Origin of the sequence: Idiomarina sp. OXR-189, assembly GCF_034373425.1 — a bacterium.
Classification (GTDB): Bacteria; Pseudomonadota; Gammaproteobacteria; order Enterobacterales; family Alteromonadaceae; genus Idiomarina; species Idiomarina zobellii.
In genome coordinates this window covers 1,789,147-1,806,306 of sequence record NZ_CP139706.1, presented here as the reverse complement: position 1 = coordinate 1,806,306, position 17,160 = coordinate 1,789,147, and the positions used below count along the sequence as shown (strand labels likewise).

General features: G+C 46.5%; 16 protein-coding genes and 2 tRNA genes. 8 read left to right on the top strand and 10 right to left on the bottom strand.

Annotated features, from left to right (window positions below; all coding sequences use genetic code 11):
- The first annotated feature begins 130 nt into the window (after positions 1-130).
- Positions 131-640, top strand: coding sequence for a phosphatase PAP2 family protein (locus UM402_RS08925; protein WP_058578765.1), 510 nt, complete (start codon positions 131-133; stop codon positions 638-640).
- A complete protein-coding gene (locus UM402_RS08920) occupies positions 637-1,653 on the top strand; it encodes a glycosyltransferase family protein (protein ID WP_058578766.1) in 1,017 nt (338 codons plus the stop codon). The genes UM402_RS08925 and UM402_RS08920 overlap by 4 nt, the downstream gene beginning before the upstream one ends.
- 14 nt (positions 1,654-1,667) lie before the next feature.
- On the opposite strand, the gene UM402_RS08915 is transcribed toward UM402_RS08920, so the two are convergent.
- The 3 genes from UM402_RS08915 to UM402_RS08905 all read right to left on the bottom strand — a co-directional run bounded on the left by UM402_RS08915 (position 1,668) and on the right by UM402_RS08905 (position 3,753).
- A tRNA-Asn gene (locus UM402_RS08915) sits at positions 1,668-1,744 on the bottom strand.
- 26 nt (positions 1,745-1,770) lie between these two features.
- A tRNA-Asn gene (locus tag UM402_RS08910) sits at positions 1,771-1,847 on the bottom strand.
- Between the two features lie 718 nt (positions 1,848-2,565).
- On the bottom strand, positions 2,566-3,753 hold the full coding sequence (locus UM402_RS08905) for a pyridoxal phosphate-dependent aminotransferase (protein ID WP_058578767.1): 1,188 nt from the start codon (positions 3,751-3,753) through the stop codon (positions 2,566-2,568).
- A gap of 134 nt (positions 3,754-3,887) precedes the next feature.
- On the opposite strand from UM402_RS08905, the gene UM402_RS08900 reads away from it, so the two are divergent.
- The 4 genes from UM402_RS08900 to UM402_RS08885 all read left to right on the top strand — a co-directional run bounded on the left by UM402_RS08900 (position 3,888) and on the right by UM402_RS08885 (position 8,062).
- On the top strand, positions 3,888-5,246 hold the full coding sequence (locus UM402_RS08900) for an MATE family efflux transporter (RefSeq protein WP_058578768.1): 1,359 nt from the start codon (positions 3,888-3,890) through the stop codon (positions 5,244-5,246).
- Positions 5,239-7,272: an excinuclease ABC subunit UvrB gene (uvrB, locus tag UM402_RS08895; RefSeq protein ID WP_058578769.1), complete on the top strand. Its 2,034-nt coding sequence runs from the start codon at positions 5,239-5,241 to the stop codon at positions 7,270-7,272. Before UM402_RS08900 ends, uvrB begins: the two co-directional genes overlap by 8 nt.
- A 108-nt stretch (positions 7,273-7,380) precedes the next feature.
- On the top strand, positions 7,381-7,599 hold the full coding sequence (locus UM402_RS08890) for a DUF2061 domain-containing protein (protein ID WP_053952550.1): 219 nt from the start codon (positions 7,381-7,383) through the stop codon (positions 7,597-7,599).
- On the top strand, positions 7,529-8,062 hold the full coding sequence (locus tag UM402_RS08885) for a DUF2919 family protein (RefSeq protein WP_074668856.1): 534 nt from the start codon (positions 7,529-7,531) through the stop codon (positions 8,060-8,062). Before UM402_RS08890 ends, UM402_RS08885 begins: the two co-directional genes overlap by 71 nt.
- Here UM402_RS08885 and UM402_RS08880 read toward each other — a convergent pair.
- Complete coding sequence (locus tag UM402_RS08880; protein WP_058578770.1) at positions 8,059-8,922, bottom strand: DMT family transporter; 864 nt, start codon at positions 8,920-8,922, stop codon at positions 8,059-8,061. The two genes, UM402_RS08885 and UM402_RS08880, sit on opposite strands and share 4 nt — an antisense overlap.
- Before the next feature lie 102 nt (positions 8,923-9,024).
- Between UM402_RS08880 and UM402_RS08875 the strand changes: the two genes are divergently transcribed.
- Positions 9,025-9,918 carry a LysR substrate-binding domain-containing protein gene (locus UM402_RS08875; RefSeq protein WP_058578771.1) on the top strand — a complete coding sequence of 298 codons (894 nt, stop codon included), beginning with the start codon at positions 9,025-9,027 and terminating at the stop codon, positions 9,916-9,918.
- Between the two features lie 52 nt (positions 9,919-9,970).
- On the opposite strand, the gene UM402_RS08870 is transcribed toward UM402_RS08875, so the two are convergent.
- The 4 genes from UM402_RS08870 to UM402_RS08855 form a co-directional block, all read right to left on the bottom strand.
- Entirely contained in the window at positions 9,971-10,192 is a 222-nt protein-coding gene (locus tag UM402_RS08870; RefSeq protein ID WP_053952547.1) for a TM2 domain-containing protein, read from the bottom strand.
- A gap of 97 nt (positions 10,193-10,289) precedes the next feature.
- Positions 10,290-10,910, bottom strand: coding sequence for an outer membrane protein (locus tag UM402_RS08865; RefSeq protein ID WP_058578772.1), 621 nt, complete (start codon positions 10,908-10,910; stop codon positions 10,290-10,292).
- Between the two features lie 77 nt (positions 10,911-10,987).
- Complete coding sequence (locus tag UM402_RS08860) at positions 10,988-11,680, bottom strand: aspartate/glutamate racemase family protein (protein WP_058578773.1); 693 nt, start codon at positions 11,678-11,680, stop codon at positions 10,988-10,990.
- Between the two features lie 81 nt (positions 11,681-11,761).
- Positions 11,762-13,042, bottom strand: coding sequence for an acetyl-CoA hydrolase/transferase family protein (locus UM402_RS08855; protein WP_058578774.1), 1,281 nt, complete (start codon positions 13,040-13,042; stop codon positions 11,762-11,764).
- 204 nt (positions 13,043-13,246) lie between these two features.
- Here UM402_RS08855 and UM402_RS08850 point away from each other — a divergent pair, with 204 nt between their 5' ends.
- Positions 13,247-15,085 (top strand): methyl-accepting chemotaxis protein, encoded by a 1,839-nt coding sequence (locus UM402_RS08850; RefSeq protein ID WP_058578775.1) that lies wholly within the window; start codon positions 13,247-13,249, stop codon positions 15,083-15,085.
- A gap of 9 nt (positions 15,086-15,094) precedes the next feature.
- On the opposite strand, the gene fghA is transcribed toward UM402_RS08850, so the two are convergent.
- Positions 15,095-15,931, bottom strand: a complete 837-nt coding sequence (fghA, locus tag UM402_RS08845) for an S-formylglutathione hydrolase (protein ID WP_058578776.1) — start codon at positions 15,929-15,931, stop codon at positions 15,095-15,097.
- An 11-nt stretch (positions 15,932-15,942) separates the two neighbouring features.
- On the bottom strand, positions 15,943-17,061 hold the full coding sequence (locus tag UM402_RS08840; protein WP_058578777.1) for an S-(hydroxymethyl)glutathione dehydrogenase/class III alcohol dehydrogenase: 1,119 nt from the start codon (positions 17,059-17,061) through the stop codon (positions 15,943-15,945).
- Positions 17,062-17,160: the final 99 nt, after the last annotated feature.

Here is a 17,160-nt window from a genome sequence, read left to right as displayed (position 1 = left end):
CAACCGCCTTTGGGTAGGGTTTCTCGGCGAAATCCGGCAAATTGTCACTTTATTGTCATGCTAGCGCATTAAAACTGTCATAAGTGGTAGGCAAAGTGGCTGCAACTGGTGCTAAAACGGTATAAAAGCCATGGTACTGCTCAGTTATTTACAGCGTTTTGATACCTACTGTTACTGCCTGTGCTCAGGGATACGAGCTCGTCCGGTTGCCGGGCGGTTAGCGGTTTGGGTTTCCCGTTCCGGAGACGGTTACGCCTACTTTGCGATTGCACTAGCGAGTGTTCTGTTGAATGACTCTGGTACCGCCTACTTTAAGCATCTATTACTTGCCTTCCTAATTGAACTGCCCATTTACTGGCTCTTAAAAAGCAGCTTCAAACGCCGACGCCCCAGTGACTTAGGGGTGTCGCTGGCAGCGCTGATTGTCGCGTCTGACAAGTTCAGCTTTCCCTCCGGACACACTGCAGCCGCTTTTATCTTTGCAGGAATAACCCACGTCCACTTTCCCGAACTTGGTTTTATTTGCTACCTGTGGGCGTCTGCCATTGGTGCTTCTCGAGTTATTGTTGGCGTGCACTTCCCGTCAGACATATTAGCTGGCGTATTGTTAGCAGTACTTATTTGGGAGCTTATGCTATGAGAGTTCTATATGGTATTCAGGGCACCGGAAATGGTCACCTTTCCAGAAGCCACACTTTGGCTACTTACTTAAGTCAGCAGCCGATTCACGTTGACTATCTGATTTCCGGACGCAGGAACTCTGGCTTGTTTGATATGGACGTTTTTGGTGCCTATCAAAGCCGCGAGGGACTGTCTTTTGTCACTGAAAATGGCGCCTTGAAACGCCGAAAAACGCTCATCTCAAATAACTGGAGACAGTTTTACAACGACGTAAAAGCGTTAGATGTAACGCAATATGATCTGGTCATTACGGACTACGAGCCAGTGAGTGCCTGGGCAGCTAAACGAACTGGAGTGCGTTCTATTGGTTTGGGGCGGCAATACGCATTCTGGGAGCCCGAGCTTTATAAAACGCTGAGCCTCTGGCAGCGTCAAATGATTAAGCAATTTGCTCCCTGTTCAACGCCTGTTGGCATGCACTGGTTAGAGTGTGGTAATGCCATACCTCCGGTTGTTAGAGAGCCTGATAATGGCTGTAAGGGCGGCTTAGCCCAACGAGTGATCGTTTACCTGCCGTTTGAGGATCCTAAAGTTATTATTAACGCGCTTTATCCTCTCGATGATTATGAATTCTCGGTCTTTCATCCCAAATTAACGCGGTGCAGCTATGGGCACATTGAATGCTTCGCACCGTCAAGACAGCAGTTTTCAGAGCAGTTTAGTCGAGCGTCAGCGGTAATTTCTAATGCAGGTTTTGAAACCAGTTGTGAGGCATTGAGAGAAGGGAAGTCACTGATCATAAAGCCTTTGACAGGCCAGTTTGAACAACAGAAAAATGCGGAAATACTAGAGCGTAAGGGGCTTGCAACAGTAATGAAAAATGTGAGTTGTGCCTCTATTGAACGGGCTCTGCAGGAACGACAAAGCGCTTATATGCAATGGCCTAACGTTGCAAAACACTTAGCGAATTGGATTGCTGATGGCGCAAAAGAGTCAGTTCGGGATTTGAGTAAAAGACTTTGGGGGCTTTAAAGGGACTTGGAACTTGGCTCCCCAGGTTGGATTCGAACCAACGACACATGGATTAACAGTCCACCGCTCTAACCAACTGAGCTACTGGGGAATAGATAAGTTTCGTTAACGTTGTATTGGCTCCCCAGGTTGGATTCGAACCAACGACACATGGATTAACAGTCCACCGCTCTAACCAACTGAGCTACTGGGGAACAACGTTCAACGGCTGCGAATATTAAAGCTACTGCCTGAGACTGTCAACTGTTCCATTAAGGTTTTTTAGGGAAACATGACCGTCTGCTGAAAAACTCAACAATTTAGGAAAACACGATACTTTTTGTGAAAATATCGTCTATACCTCACGGAAAACAATGTCAAGCTTTGGTCATAATCTCTGCTATAACATAAGTCATAAGTTGATCGCTGAAGTGATTATCCACAGATCACTGAGTTGCCCAGTAGATAACGGCTACAGGATCTTATCCACGGAATCTGTGGATAACCCTGTGCTTAACTCTGTTAAATAATACGGTTTATGCGGTGTCGAGCGCAATTTCAGCGATGGTTAAAAATTACCTAGATAAATATATATCCTTTAAAATTAATGGCTTATATAAATTCGGTGAACAACTGTTCAGTTTGGTGGTTTGTTCATCAGGCAATGCTTGCAGAATCAGCAACTTGTGTATTTCTTGGTTAAATTGATTGAAATTTGGTCCCGTTTAACATCAAATTTCTGCGTTTTTTCTCTTGACTTCTTGTAAGTCATTTAACTAAAAGGCACGCAAAGGATCGCAGTAAATTTTGTTAATTTGTAATAAAAGCGTCAAACGAAAAGAAGTAGGAAATTGAGGAGATACGTATTACTGGGCGGAAAAAGCAAAAGGGTTTTGGCGCTTACATTGCTGTTTAGCACCAAAACCCTATTTTTTATAAGTTTTCTGCAAAAGATTTAATGCGTTTGACCGCTTCTTTTAGCGTGTTGAGGTCAGTTGCAAAAGACAGACGGCAATAGCCTTCAGCGCCAAAGGCCGAGCCTGGCACTAACGCGACATTAGCATCAGAGAGTAATTTCTCACAAAACGAGACGTCGTCCTTCGTTCCTGCTTTTTCCATCAGTTTTTCAATGTGTGCAAACGCATAGAAAGTACCATCTCCGGGCACACAGTTTATGCCATCAATTGCATTTAAGGCGTCGACTAAATAATCGTGACGTTCTTTGAATGCCGTTACCATTGTCTTTATACAGCTTTGATCGCCATCGAGAGCCGCAGCGGCAGCATATTGGCTGATACTGGCCGGGTTAGATGTGCTTTGCGACTGCATTTTTTTCATGGCGGCAATAATAGGTGCAGGACCAGCAGCATATCCAATTCGCCAGCCTGTCATCGCATAGGCTTTGGAAACGCCGGTAAGAATAACCGTGCGATCTTTTAGATCGGGAGCAACCATAGGCAGGTTAGCAAATGGCGAATCGGACCATAAAATGTGCTCGTACATATCGTCTGTGGCAATTAGCACATTCGGATAGTCTCTTAATACGTCTGCTAACGCTTTCAATTCTTCCGCAGTGTAGGCAGTCCCCGCCGGGTTTGACGGACTATTAATGAACATTAAGCGAGTTTTATCGGTTAATGCACCACGCAGCTGCTCTGCGGTAATTTTAAAACGTTGATCAATACCGGCTTGTACGATAACCGGGGTGGCACCTACCAGTTTTGTCATATCTGGATACGATACCCAGTAAGGCGCAGGAATAACGACTTCGTCGCCTGGGTTTAGCCAAGCACTAAGTAAGTTATAGATGCTGTGCTTACCACCCGATGAAACAATAATTTCGTTACGTTGGTAGCTTAACTGATTGTCTCGCTCTAACTTTCTAATAACGGCATCTTTTAGCTCAACAATACCATCGACCGCGGTATATTTTGTCTTACCTTCTTTAATGGCTTGAATAGCTGCTTCTTTAACAAATTCTGGCGTATCAAAATCAGGTTCACCCACACCCAGACCAATAACGTCTTTGCCTTGCTGGCGAAGTTCATTTGCCTTTTGAGTTACCGCTAATGTGGGTGATGGTTGAATCGAATTAATACGGTCGGAGAGTTGATAATCCACGTTCAGATCCTGTTTTTCAGATAGAGGAGAATTGCCCAATACTATACGGATTAGGGCGGTTAAAGTCTATTCTCCGTAGCCACAAACAGCGGTCTGAGTTACACTACTGGGCTACTTAACTAAGGAGGATTAGAATGGCAGCTGCCGACGCATCACGAAGTCTTATCAGCGCGCCGGTAGGACAGAAGCTTTGGGAAATGACCTGGCCTGTTATTTTCGGTGTGGCCACCCTTATCAGCTTCAATGTTGTCGACACCTTCTTTATCAGTTTATTGGGCACAGACCCTTTAGCGGCTGTTAGTTTTACCTTTCCCGTTACCTTTACAGTCGTCAGCCTGGCCATTGGCCTGGGGATAGGCACTTCCGCTGTCATTGCCAGAAAGTACGGCTCTGACAGACCCGATGAAGCCCACTTTGACGGTTTCTCTGCACTGTCTGTATCAGCCATACTCGTTGCTGTATTAGCCGTTATTGGCTATGTCCTCATGGAACCTATTTTTAGCCTGTTGCAAGCCCAGCCGAGGCTGATGCCTTTAATTCGCGAATATATGAGCCTGTGGTTCTTTGGCTGTGTCATGTTGGTGACACCAATGGTGGGAAACGCGGTTTTACGAGCGGCAGGAGATACCCGGACACCGTCATTAATAATGGCGTCCGGCGGCCTTGCGAATGCTATTTTTGACCCTATTTTAATCTTCGGCTGGGGACCTATACCCGCTATGGGTGTTGAAGGCGCGGCCTTAGCTAGCGTTATTTCATGGTTTAGCGGTGTGTTACTGGTGTTTTGGCTACTCAGTCGAAATAAGCTGGTGTCTTTTACGCCAGCCAACGGGCTGAACTTCTTGGCGGCTTGGGTGAAATCCGCAAGAGAGGTTTTAAAAATTGGTATGCCCGCAGCCGGCGCGAATATGCTGACTCCTTTGGCAATGTCGGTGATGACAGCCATAGTTGCGGCTTATGGCGCCCCTGCCGTTGCTGCGTTTGGTGTGGGTTCGCGTTTAGAGTCATTGGCAAGCGTTATTATATTGGCTTTATCGATGTCACTACCGCCGTTAATCAGCCAAAACTATGGAGCCGACAGAATTGATCGTGTTCAGCAGGCGTATCGTACTGCATTGAAATCAGTGCTGATTATCCAGGCTGTCATTTACCTACTGATGTTGGCGACAGCGCATTGGATAGCAATGGCTTTTGCCGAAGAAAAGGCGGTGGCCGACATTGTTAAGCTCTTTATTTATATTATGCCGTTGGGTTATGGGCTACAGGGCGTCATTATTCTGACAAATTCAAGCTTTAATGCGGTGCATAAACCGATGAACGCATTATGGCTGAGCATTGTCCGTTTATTTATATTGTTCGTGCCTTTGTCGTACTTAGGCAGTTTACTGGCGGATTTAACCGGTCTCTTTATTGGTGGTGTTGTGGCAAATCTGCTAACGGCGACCATTGCCTACGTGTGGTTTTCAAAAGAACTCAGGAGGGAGCATGGCTAAGTCATTTCAGTTGGTTTCAAAATACAAGCCAGCCGGCGACCAGCCGAAAGCCATTGAAAGTTTGCTCGACAATTTGGATGCAGGCTTAGCTCATCAAGTCTTACTGGGGGTTACTGGCTCAGGTAAAACCTTCACTATGGCCAATGTCATTGAACGTTCTCAGCGCCCAACATTAATATTGGCGCACAATAAAACGCTCGCCGCACAGCTTTACGGTGAAATGAAAGAATACTTCCCGAACAACGCGGTGGAGTATTTTGTTTCTTACTATGACTATTATCAGCCAGAAGCTTATGTGCCAACGACCGATACCTTTATTGAGAAAGATGCTTCCATTAATGACCATATAGAACAGATGCGTTTGTCGGCGACGAAAGCACTGATGGAGCGTCGGGATGTTGTGCTGGTGGCGTCAGTGTCGGCGATTTATGGTTTGGGTGACCCTGAGTCGTACATGAAAATGATGCTGCATTTACGTCGCGGTGACATTATTGACCAGCGCGATATTTTGCGTCGTTTAGCCCAACTGCAATACAAACGTAACGACGCCGCTTTTGAGCGTGGTACGTATCGCGTTCGTGGTGAGGTCATTGATATTTTTCCGGCTGAGTCGGAGGAAATGGCGGTACGCGTTGAGTTGTTTGACAACGAAGTTGATAGAATCAGTTTCTTCGAGCCACTGACAGGGCAAGTCACAGAAAAAGACGTTGCCCGCGCAACGATTTACCCTAAGACGCACTATGTGACGCCTCGGGAAGTATTGGTCAAAGCCATTGATAAAATTAAAGACGAGCTGAAAGACCGTCGCGATATATTACTGAAGCAAAATAAGCTGATAGAAGAGCAGCGCATCAACCAGCGTACTCAGTTCGATATTGAAATGATGTTAGAGCTTGGCTACTGCTCGGGCATTGAAAACTACTCCCGTTACTTGTCCGGGCGCGCACCGGGCGAGCCGCCCCCGACATTGATGGATTATCTGCCGGACAATGCCTTACTTATTATTGACGAGTCTCACGTAACAGTGTCGCAAGTTGGCGCTATGTACAAAGGCGACCGTTCACGTAAAGAAAACCTGGTGGAATATGGGTTCCGGTTACCGTCTGCGCTGGATAACCGTCCGTTAAAGTTTGACGAGTTTGAGGCCATAGCGCCTCAGACCATCTACGTATCCGCAACGCCCGGTAAATACGAGCTCGAGCGAAGCAGTAACGAGGTGGTTGAGCAGGTTGTTAGACCGACTGGTTTGATCGATCCAACCATTGAAGTGCGCCCGGTCGCGACGCAGGTTGACGACTTGATGTCGGAAATTCGTTTGCGCACAGAGCAGGGCGAACGGGTATTAGCAACCACTCTGACCAAGAAAATGGCGGAAGATTTATCCGATTACTTGGATGAGCATGGAATCAAGGTTCGTTATTTACACTCGGATATCGATACTGTGGAGCGCATGGAAATTATTCGTGACTTACGATTAGGCGAGTTTGATGTTCTGGTCGGCATTAACTTGTTGCGTGAAGGTTTGGATATGCCGGAAGTGTCGTTGGTGGCTATTTTAGACGCAGACAAAGAAGGTTTCTTGCGTTCAGATCGCTCATTAATTCAAACCATAGGCCGGGCGGCGCGTAACGTGAATGGTAAGGCCATTTTATATGGCGATCGCATTACCGGATCTATGCAACGTGCTATTGAAGAGACCGAGCGCCGCCGTGAAAAGCAGATTGCGTTTAACAAAGAGCATGGCATAACGCCGAAAGGCTTGAATAAGAAAATTACCGATGTCATGGATTTGGGGCAGGGCAGTGCGCCTGCTCGTAAGAGTAAAGCGGACAAAGCTCTGGCGGAAGTCGCCTCAGGCTATGATGCCCGCACGGTGGTGATTAAAGACACCAAATCGTTATTAAAAGAAATTGAGAACAAAGAAAAGCAAATGTATCAAGCAGCGCAGGATCTCGAGTTTGAGAAAGCTGGACAGTTGCGAGATGACATTGCACAGTTGCGAGAACAGCTAAAACGCGCCGTATAATTTGCCCGTAAGCGCATTGATGGTAGCGAACAGCTTTATCGGTTTTATCTGTTAGATATAAACCTCCCAATCGACCAGAATAGAATAAAGGTCATGCGGGAGGAATTTATGAAAGACGCAGCGAAAACAGTTTCATTTGGTATTATGCACTTTGCTATCGCATTTAGTGTGGTGTGGTTGATGACAGGCGACGTGGTTCTTGGAGGCGCAGTTGCGCTTATAGAGCCGCTAGTAAATACAGTAGGTTATTATTTTCATGAGAAAATCTGGCAGCGCACAGACAAGCGCCGGACAACAACTGTACGAGAAAGCACGTTACTTGGATAAAGAGGGCAGAGCGAGCTTCCCGCTCTCGCTCCTGCTTGTCATTCTGTTTCAAATGCGAGGCTATGTCGCCGGCATAATTTCTATCACCTTCGCGGAAGACCGCACTCGACTTCTTAAACTCTTCTATACCAACACCGAGCAGTTCGGTGTCATGTTATTGGTGGGCTTACCTGCTTTAGTTGTGCTCTTAGCAACGGCTTTTGCGGCTGAGGACGACCGTAACTGGGCAAATGCTGTTATGCGATTCGCCCAGCCTTTACTGATGCTTTCTTTGCTGGTTGATGCGGTACTTATCGGTTGGCTTTTTGTCGAAAGCTATGGCGCGTTCTCGTTTGGACGTGCCGCCATTGTCTTTGGTTGGTTTATTTGTTTTTGGTATTTATTAAACTCTCGCCGCTGGCGCTTTTACCGAACACATTTGGCCAGCAGAGAGCCTGCTGACCCAACAGCAGAAAAGAGTTAGGCTTCATTACTCGGTGTTTTCGAGCGAGAGTTCATTGTGGTTAGCACCGTTAATGGCACCACAATCAACATAGAGCCGATGTAAAAGCGCATATCGGGTTGCTCCGCAAAGAAAACAACGCCGAAGAATACCGCTCCGAGTAGCCCTGTATACTCCGCGCTGGTTACCTGGTTACTGTCCGCTGCACGGTAGGCATAAACGCAGGTTGCCGCATAAATCATTGAGAATAAACTCGAGCCCACCGCAATGAGCAGAACATTCCAGTCGAACGGGACAAACTCAATCAGCGCCAGTATGAGGGCGGTTGGAATACCCAGCAAGTTTGTCAGATATAAGGTGTCAATAATGCCGTGTTGCGTTGGTAGCTTCTTAATAAGCAGGTTGTTAAGAGCCAGCGTCGTCGCTACCACCAGCGCCGCTAACGCAAAGATATTGGCGCCGGTTGGGTTCAAGATAACCATGACACCCACCATTCCTAACGCAGCTGTGACTAATGAGATAATGGTTACTCTTTCTTTAAATAACAGGCGTGCAAAAACGACCGTGATTAATGGCGCTGCGTAAAAAATAGCGTTAGCGGTTGCCAGCGGTAGCGTCGTTAAAGACACCACCATAAAGACTGTACCAATTAAAAATATGTGCGCTCGAGTTGCGTGCCAGCGCAGGTTTTTAGGCAATAGGGGTCTGCGAAAGTAAAGAATGACCGGCAACAAAATAAGCGTTGCGCTGAGCTGACGGAACAGGACAAATTGAAATGGCGCTTCAAAACCGTCAAGCAGCTTAATCAGAGAGTCAGACAGAATGACCACATTATTGCCAAGAACCAAAAGCAATACCGCTAATATCAGGGAACGATCCATACCAACACCTCCGTTAAACTGCTTGAAAGTGTGAGCATTGTACGAAAAGCCTTTTATAAAATATAATGATATTAAATAATCAACTTATGAGTAATATAGATAATGGGTGTTCCGTTCCGAGCGATACATTACTTTGTGGAAGTGGCCCGCTTGCAGAGTTTTTCTCGTGCGGCTGAACAGTTACATGTCTCTCAAAGTGCGGTCAGTCATCAGGTTAAATTATTAGAGTCTTATCTAGATAAACCACTGTTTGTCCGCAAAGGCCGTACAGTCATGCTTACCGCGGTTGGGCAGAGCTATTTTCAGGAAGTGGTTGGAGCTCTGGAGCTGGTTGAAAGCGCAACGCGCAATGTGAAAGAAAATGACACGCGTCAGGTACGTTTGGCCATTCACGGTTCATTGGCTGTTAAATGGTTAATCCCTGCACTTGATGACTTTAGAGAGCGGTATCCAAATATTGATTTAACCTTGCAAATGCTGACTCAGGACGGTCAGTTTGACAGTCAGTGGGCGGACTGTTTCATTACGACACAACCGCCGGGTACTGGGTATCAGCGCTATCATTTGTACGATGAAACATTGAAACCTTATTGCTCAAAAGCGGTTTGGGCGGAAGCGCATCGCATTACTGATCCTGCTGAGTTGGCTCGTTTTCCTTTGCTTTCAGCAATTTCTGCTTTCGCAAACGGTAAGCCGGGTACCGACTGGCAGCGTTGGTTCGAAAAGGTGTCATTACGACTCCCTAAAACCGCAAAAGTGCATCATTTCAGTCATTTGTTGTTAGCGGCGGAGGCGGCTAAATACGGGCAAGGTATTGCGCTTTTAAATGAATTTATGACCACCGAAGAAGAGCGGAAGAATAGTCTCTTTGAATTGCCTTTTCACAGTATTCGCACAGACGACAGCTTCTATTTTGTCTATCCGTCATCAACCGCAAAAAGTCCGGGTTTAGAAGCATTGGGCGACTGGTTAGTGACGCTGTGCAGAAATCGGTAAGAAGAGAAGCGTGCGCGGGGCACGCTTTATGTCGGCTTTATTGCTTAGCTGCTTATTGCTTAACCAGGCGACCTTGCTTATCGCGGAAGCCACCAACCAAAATAACGATAAAGTCGATAAGCGTCCAAAGACCAAGGAAACCCAGGGTTACCAGCATTAAAATGCCTGTGCCTACCTTGCCAACGACAAAGCGGTGAATACCTAAACTACCCAGAAAAAAGCAAACAATCGCTAAAACAACGCGACTATGCGGACTGACTTCTGCAGGATCCATAAAAAGCTCCAATTGTTGTTGTTATATCCTAAGGTGTTAATTAACGACGAATTAACACCTTAATAATATGCAGATAAAGTTCGCTGATGCAAGCTACTTAGAAAGAATAGCGAACCGAAGCTCTGATACTGTCGATATCAGCGTAATCAAGTTCTTTATAAGTCTCGTACGCGAGTCCAAAAGATAAGCTATTGGTTAGGTGGTAAAAGGCGGAAATATCTAGACGAACAGTTGCTTCATCAAAAGCGATGTAATCGATTTTAGCGTTTGTTTCAATATTAGGCGTGACCATTGATCTAAGACCAATTCCGACACCGACGGCTTTTTCGGAGTCTGATGTAGGCTCAGTGAGTATGCTCGATGTTGCGACTTCTATACGTTCAAACGATGCAGTCGCATACAAGTCAGTGCTGTCAGATAAAGATTTAAATGAACCAATACCCGCTGATAAGTAGTCCAAGTCAATGCTGGCGCTATTGTCTTCTTCTGAGACTGAGCTGAAATTAGCAAATGCGAAGATATTTTTTAAGACTACAAAATCTTGATCAATTGCGACAGAGCCGCCGGCACGAAAACCGTCTAGAGATAGTTCGCCAACATTATCAACACCAAGATCAGTGTCTAGGTAGGACGCTTCAACTTTATTCCAGTTTGGGGAATCGGCTAATGCTGCTGATGGCAGGGTAAGTATGGCTAAGGCTATAGCTGCTTTTCTCATGAGTCTCTCCTTGGTTGAGAAAAGAGTTTACTATACCCTTTAACATATTAAATTTTAAGAATTTTATTACTTTACATTCAAGATTTTAGCATCCAATCAGCGATGGCTTGGCAGTGAACTTCAGTGGTGTCAAACAGCGGCATGTCTGAGTGTTCCTGCTGGACGAGCAAGCCGATTTCGGTGCAGCCTAAAATAACGCCTTGGGCGCCTTTGTCAGATAGATCATTGATAGCTTCCAGGTATTGTTTCCGAGCACTATCGGTAAATTGACCGTGGCAGAGCTCTTTAAAAATGATGCTGTCTATTGCTTTGCTGTCACTTTCATTGGGTATCAGGACTTGAATACCTTGCTGCTCAAGGCGCTCTTTATAAAAAGACTGTTGCATAGTGAAACGAGTGCCTAAAAGCCCTGCACGTTCAACCCCGTTCTTTTTAAGATGGTTGGCCAGAGCATCAACAATATGGATAAGCGGAATGGAAACGGCTGCCTCAATTTCAGGGGCGACTTTATGCATTGTATTGGTTGCGATAACAATACATTCGGCCCCGGCCTTTTCCAGTTGTCTGGCTTTAGTCACAAGCGCACTTGCGGCGGCATTCCAGTCGCCCTTGCTTTGCATATTTTCAATAGGCGCAAAGTCGACACTGGCAAGTAAGAGCTCCGCGCTGTGTAGGCCGCCTAACCGCTCATTAATCAATTGATTTAAACGGCGATAATAAGTACTGGTGGATTCCCAGCTCATACCGCCAATAATGCCGACTGTTTTCATCACCGCCTCCGCTAATGTGCATTAAAAGTAGCTTACAGTAGCTAAGGTGTGAAGTTAATTCGCGATTTAGACAGAATTTATCTAGGTTATATTCAACCCCCAGTCTTCATAAGCCGCTTTTGCAAGCTCCTCTCGGAATTTCGGGTCGGCAATATGAATCAGCTCGCGCGCTCGTTCGCTCATGCTCTTGGCGCGTAAGTTAGCGACTCCGTGTTCGGTGACAATGTAATGCACATGGGCGCGAGTGGTGACTACGCCAGCGCCAGGAGCAAGCAGAGAGCTAATGCGCGACACCGTTTCGCCACAGGCCGTTGAAGGCAAAGCAATAACCGAACGACCGCCTTCCGACAAGCTGGCACCGCGCACAAAGTCCATTTGACCACCGACGCCGGAGTATATTCTAGTGCCAATAGAGTCGGCACAGACTTGCCCACTCAGGTCGACCTGAAGGGCGCTGTTTATGGACATAACTTGCTTATTTTGGCGAATAACCGAGGTGTCATTGGTGTACTCAACATCGAGGAAAAACACTTCCTGGTTGTCATCAACAAAGTCATAAAGTGCCTGAGAGCCCATGGCAAAAGTGGTGACAATGCGCCCACGATGCTTACGTTTGCGGCTGTTGTTTATGACGCCACGTTCAACCAATGGTAATACGCCGTCAGAGAACATTTCGGTGTGAATGCCTAAGTCTTTATGGTGATGCAGGCAAGCCAATGTTGCATCTGGTATGGCGCCAATACCCATTTGCAAACAGTCGCCGTCATCAATAAGACCCGCAACGCGCTCTCCAATTTTTTGTGTAATGGGGTTTTGTGGTGGTTGCTGGTGCAGTGGGATAGGAGCTGCTTCCTCGTAATAACGGTCAAACCGCTTTAACGAGATTAACGCGTCGCCATGCGTCCGAGGCATATTAGGGTTTATCCAGGCAACCACTTTTTTTGCCACTTGCAGCGCGGCCCGGGTTGCTTCAACCGAAATACCTAAACTGCAATTACCGTGTTTATCCGGTGGTGATACTTGAACGATAGCCGCATCCAGTGGCTGTTCACCAGAGCGAAACAGCTTGGGAATTTCAGAGAGAAAAATGGGCACATAGTCGGCTAGCCCTTGGTTCACTGCCTGCCGAGTGGAAGCACCAACAAAGAAAGCCCGTTGGCGAAGATGTCCTTTAAGCTCAGGGTCACAGAGTATTTCGCTGTACTCCGTATGCAACTGTAACAACGTCAGGTCTTTACGTTGTGTTGCGATCTCTTTCAGACCTTCCAGAAGTTTATAAGGGGTGGCAGCCATCGACTGGCACCAGATGACATCGCCATCATCGAGAATTGACAGGGCTTCTACCGCTGAGTTTACCTTCATTACTGCTTCCTTTTTAAGCGAGAAGTATTGAGCGAGATCATAAGTATAACCGCTTTACGTGTGAGGGTACTTACCCAGTAAGTGATACTTATTTTGCAAGTCATGCGATGGTAATAAAAGGTTCATATCATTAACAAAATTGATCATTGCGGAACTGTTGACCACTGTCTATTATTCCACCACTTTTATTGTTGGGTGTTTGCTATGTCAATTCGTAATAAGCTTCTTTCTGTCGGTTTTATCGCCACAGCGGCCTTTATTTTGTTGCTTGCCTTAATGATGCTTTTCCAGTCACAAATGAGTGACTTACATCGTGCGAGTGAGCTTCGAGAGTCCGTACACAATAGCTTGCTGCAATTGCGCCGTGCGGAAAAAGACTTTCTGTTACGAATGGATAAAAGCTACGCGGAGAAGTTAGATCAGCAGGCAGATGTAACCAAAAAACGGCTTGAGCAGCTTAACGCTCTGGTTGATGATAAAACTTCCTCTCAACTTATTGCACAGTTAGAAAGCCAGGTAGAAGGTTATAGCAAAAACTTTGAGCGCTTAGTCAACGCATTTGAGCAGCGGGGGTTAAATGAAAATAGTGGTGCTTATGGCGCGCTACGCTCAGCAACTCATGAGTTAGAAGAAGCGATTGATACCGCCGGACGTACTGAGCTTTTGGTTACTTTGCTGCAGGTTCGTCGCAGTGAAAAGGACTTTATGTTGCGCTTTGACGATAAGTATCTCGGCAGGGTAGAGGGATTGCTGGATGAACTGAAAAAGGAGTTGTCTGCAACACCTGAGCTCGCGTCAAAGGTTGATGCGTATCGCCGTGATTTTGATCGTTATGCAACGCGCTCAAAAGAGATAGGACTTGATGAAGAGTCAGGAATTAAAGGCGAAATGAGAGATGTTGCGAGCAATATGGAAGCCTCGCTTGATCAGTTAGATAAACAGCTAAGTGACTTGCTGCAGTCACGTCAGGCAACCATGAAGTGGGTACCTGTCGTTGTATTTGCTGTTATCGCACTCATTGTTATTGCTATGTTGGTCTGGGTGATACGTTCTATTAATAAGCCGCTGAATCAATTACGTAAAGATATGCACAAAGTTCAGCGAAGCAATGACTTAACGCTGTCCTCGGAGAAGTTCCGTGATGACGAACTCGGTGATTTAGTTGATAGCTTTAATGAGTTGCTCACGTACTTCCGTGGTGTTATCCAACAAATAAATCAGTCTGTCGAAACGGTAAATAGTCTCACACAGCAAGTATCTAATACAGTGACTCATACCTCACAAAACCTGGATATGCAGTCGCATGAGGTTGATCAGGTTGCTGCTGCTATTAATGAGATGGGCAGCACGGCTCACACTATTGCTAATGACGCAGAAGATACCGCCGAGCAGGTAAACAGTCTGTCTGAACAGGCGAAACATGGTAGTACCTCGGTGCAGGCTGGTGTTGAGAAAGTGCGTTACCTGGCAGAACGATTGAACAGTAGCGTAACCGAAGCGAATACCTTGGCAGAGCGCAGTGGCTCTATTACACAAATTGTGACGGTGATTAACGGCATTGCTGAACAGACGAATTTGTTGGCGCTGAATGCGGCAATTGAAGCGGCAAGGGCTGGAGAGCAGGGGCGTGGCTTTGCCGTAGTGGCAGATGAAGTTCGTACACTGGCCTCCCGCACGCAGCAGTCTATTGGTGAGATAGAGTCAATTACTAGTCAACTGAACCAGCAAACGCAGGTTATTGTGAATACCCTGCAAGAGTGTAATGAGCTGGGTGAAGAAAGTGCACAACACTCAACTGAATCCGATGAGCTCTTCAACCGCATTCACGCTGAGTTAGTGAAAATTAATGACCGTTCGGCTTCTATTGCTACGGCTGTCGAAGAGCAGTCTGCGGTTGTGGATGAAACGGCTAGAAATATTACCCGAGTACGCGACGCTGGCGTGGAAGCGGCAAATGATGCACAGTCAAATGCTGACGCAGTCACTCAGGTTCGTCAACAAACTGAGCAGCTGCGCCAGGCGGTCATCAAATTCACCGTATGACCTGATTTATCATGCCGTTAAGTACTTCGCATGGAAGCGAAGTTGAGCTTCGATAAATGACGAGATGAAGTAATAGCTGTGGTCATAACCATCGTGTAAATGAACCGTACCGCCACCGTTAACTTCGTTAATGGCGTCTTTTAAGTTCTCCGGTTTTAACTGCTCTTCTAAAAACCCGTCAGCTAATCCCTGATCAACTCGAATTGGAAGTGTCTGACCTTTAGATTTGATGATCTCAACAGCGTCGTATTGCTTCCATTGTTCGCGATCATCGCCCAAATACGCGCTAAAGGCTTTTTCACCCCAGGGGCATTGTGTTGGGTTGGTAATCGGCGAGAATGCAGAAATGCTGGTGTAGCGGTCGCTGTTACGTAAGCCAATAACTAAAGCCCCGTGTCCGCCCATGGAATGACCGGCAATAGCGCGCTTGTTATTAACAGGTAGCTCCGCTTCGACCAACTCCGGCAGCTCTTTCACAATGTAGTCGTACATTTGATAATTCGACTTCCACGGCTCTTCAGTTGCGTTGACGTAAAAGCCTGCACCTAAACCTAAGTCATAAGCACCGTCTGCATCGTCGGCTACATTGTCTCCACGCGGGCTGGTATCGGGAATAATTAAGGCAATACCCAGCTCTGTGGCTACCCGCTGTGCGCCGGCTTTGGTGGAAAAATTTTCATCAGTGCAGGTTAAGCCCGATAGAAAATAAACCGCCGGAACCTCTGTTTTCTCTGCGCGTAATGGCAAAAAGACACTGAACTGCATAGTGCAGTTCAGTACTTCAGAGTCATGTTCAAAACGCAGCTGACGACCGCCAAAACAGCGAGTTTCGCTAATTTGTTTCATCACTGGCTCCATTAATAATGAATGACCGAGCGAATCGACTTGCCTTCGTGCATTAGGTCGAACGCTTTATTAATGTCTTCTAACGGCATGGTATGGGTAATAAAGGTATCTAAATCAAACTTACCGTCCATGTATTGTTTAACATAGTCAGGCAGTTCGGTACGGCCTTTAACGCCACCAAAGGCGCTGCCACGCCATACACGGCCTGTAACCAGCTGGAACGGACGGGTAGAAATTTCTTCACCGGCTCCGGCAACACCAATAATGACAGACTCACCCCAGCCTTTGTGGCAGCACTCTAACGCAGCGCGCATAACGTCCACGTTACCAATGCACTCAAATGAGAAGTCGACACCACCGTCGGTCATATCAACAATGACTTCCTGAATGGGTTTGTCATATTCGGTTGGGTTCACAAAGTCGGTCGCGCCTAGCTCTTTGGCAATTTTTTGTTTGTCGTCGTTCACATCAATGGCAATAATGCGGGAAGCTTTAGCTTGCACGGCACCAATGATAACCGCCAGACCAATACCACCAAGGCCAAATACCGCAACCGTGTCGCCTTCCTGCACTTTGGCGGTGTTTTTAACCGCGCCCATTCCGGTGGTGACACCACAGCCAAGCAGGCACACTTTTTCAAGCGGTGCTTCTTTTGGGATTTTCGCCAGTGAAATCTCTGGTAGAACGGTGTATTCAGAGAAAGTCGACGTACCCATGTAGTGATAAATAGTCTCGCCGTCTTTTGAAAAGCGGCTGGTACCGTCCGGCATTAAACCTTTGCCCTGAGTGGCACGAACCGCCTGACACAGGTTGGTTTTACCAGAGGTGCAGAACTTACATTCACCACATTCTGCGGTGTATAAAGGAATAACATGGTCACCGACTTCAACTGAGGTAACGCCTTCGCCGACAGACTCAACAATACCGCCGCCTTCGTGGCCTAATACGGAAGGAAAAATGCCTTCAGGGTCTTTACCTGACAAGGTGTAAGCGTCGGTGTGGCAGACACCAGTGGCAATAATACGAACGCGAACTTCGCCTTTTTTCGGTGGTGCAACGTCAATTGTTTCTTCTTTCAGTGGTTCGCCCGGACCCCAGGCGACCATAGCGCGTGACTTAATTGTTTCCATGATGCTTCCTTTTCCTCTTAGACAGTTAATTTAATTACGTAAAAGCATAGCTTAAGTTTAACTTTTTCTCATAAGCAGGTAATCTTCTGTTTATACAAA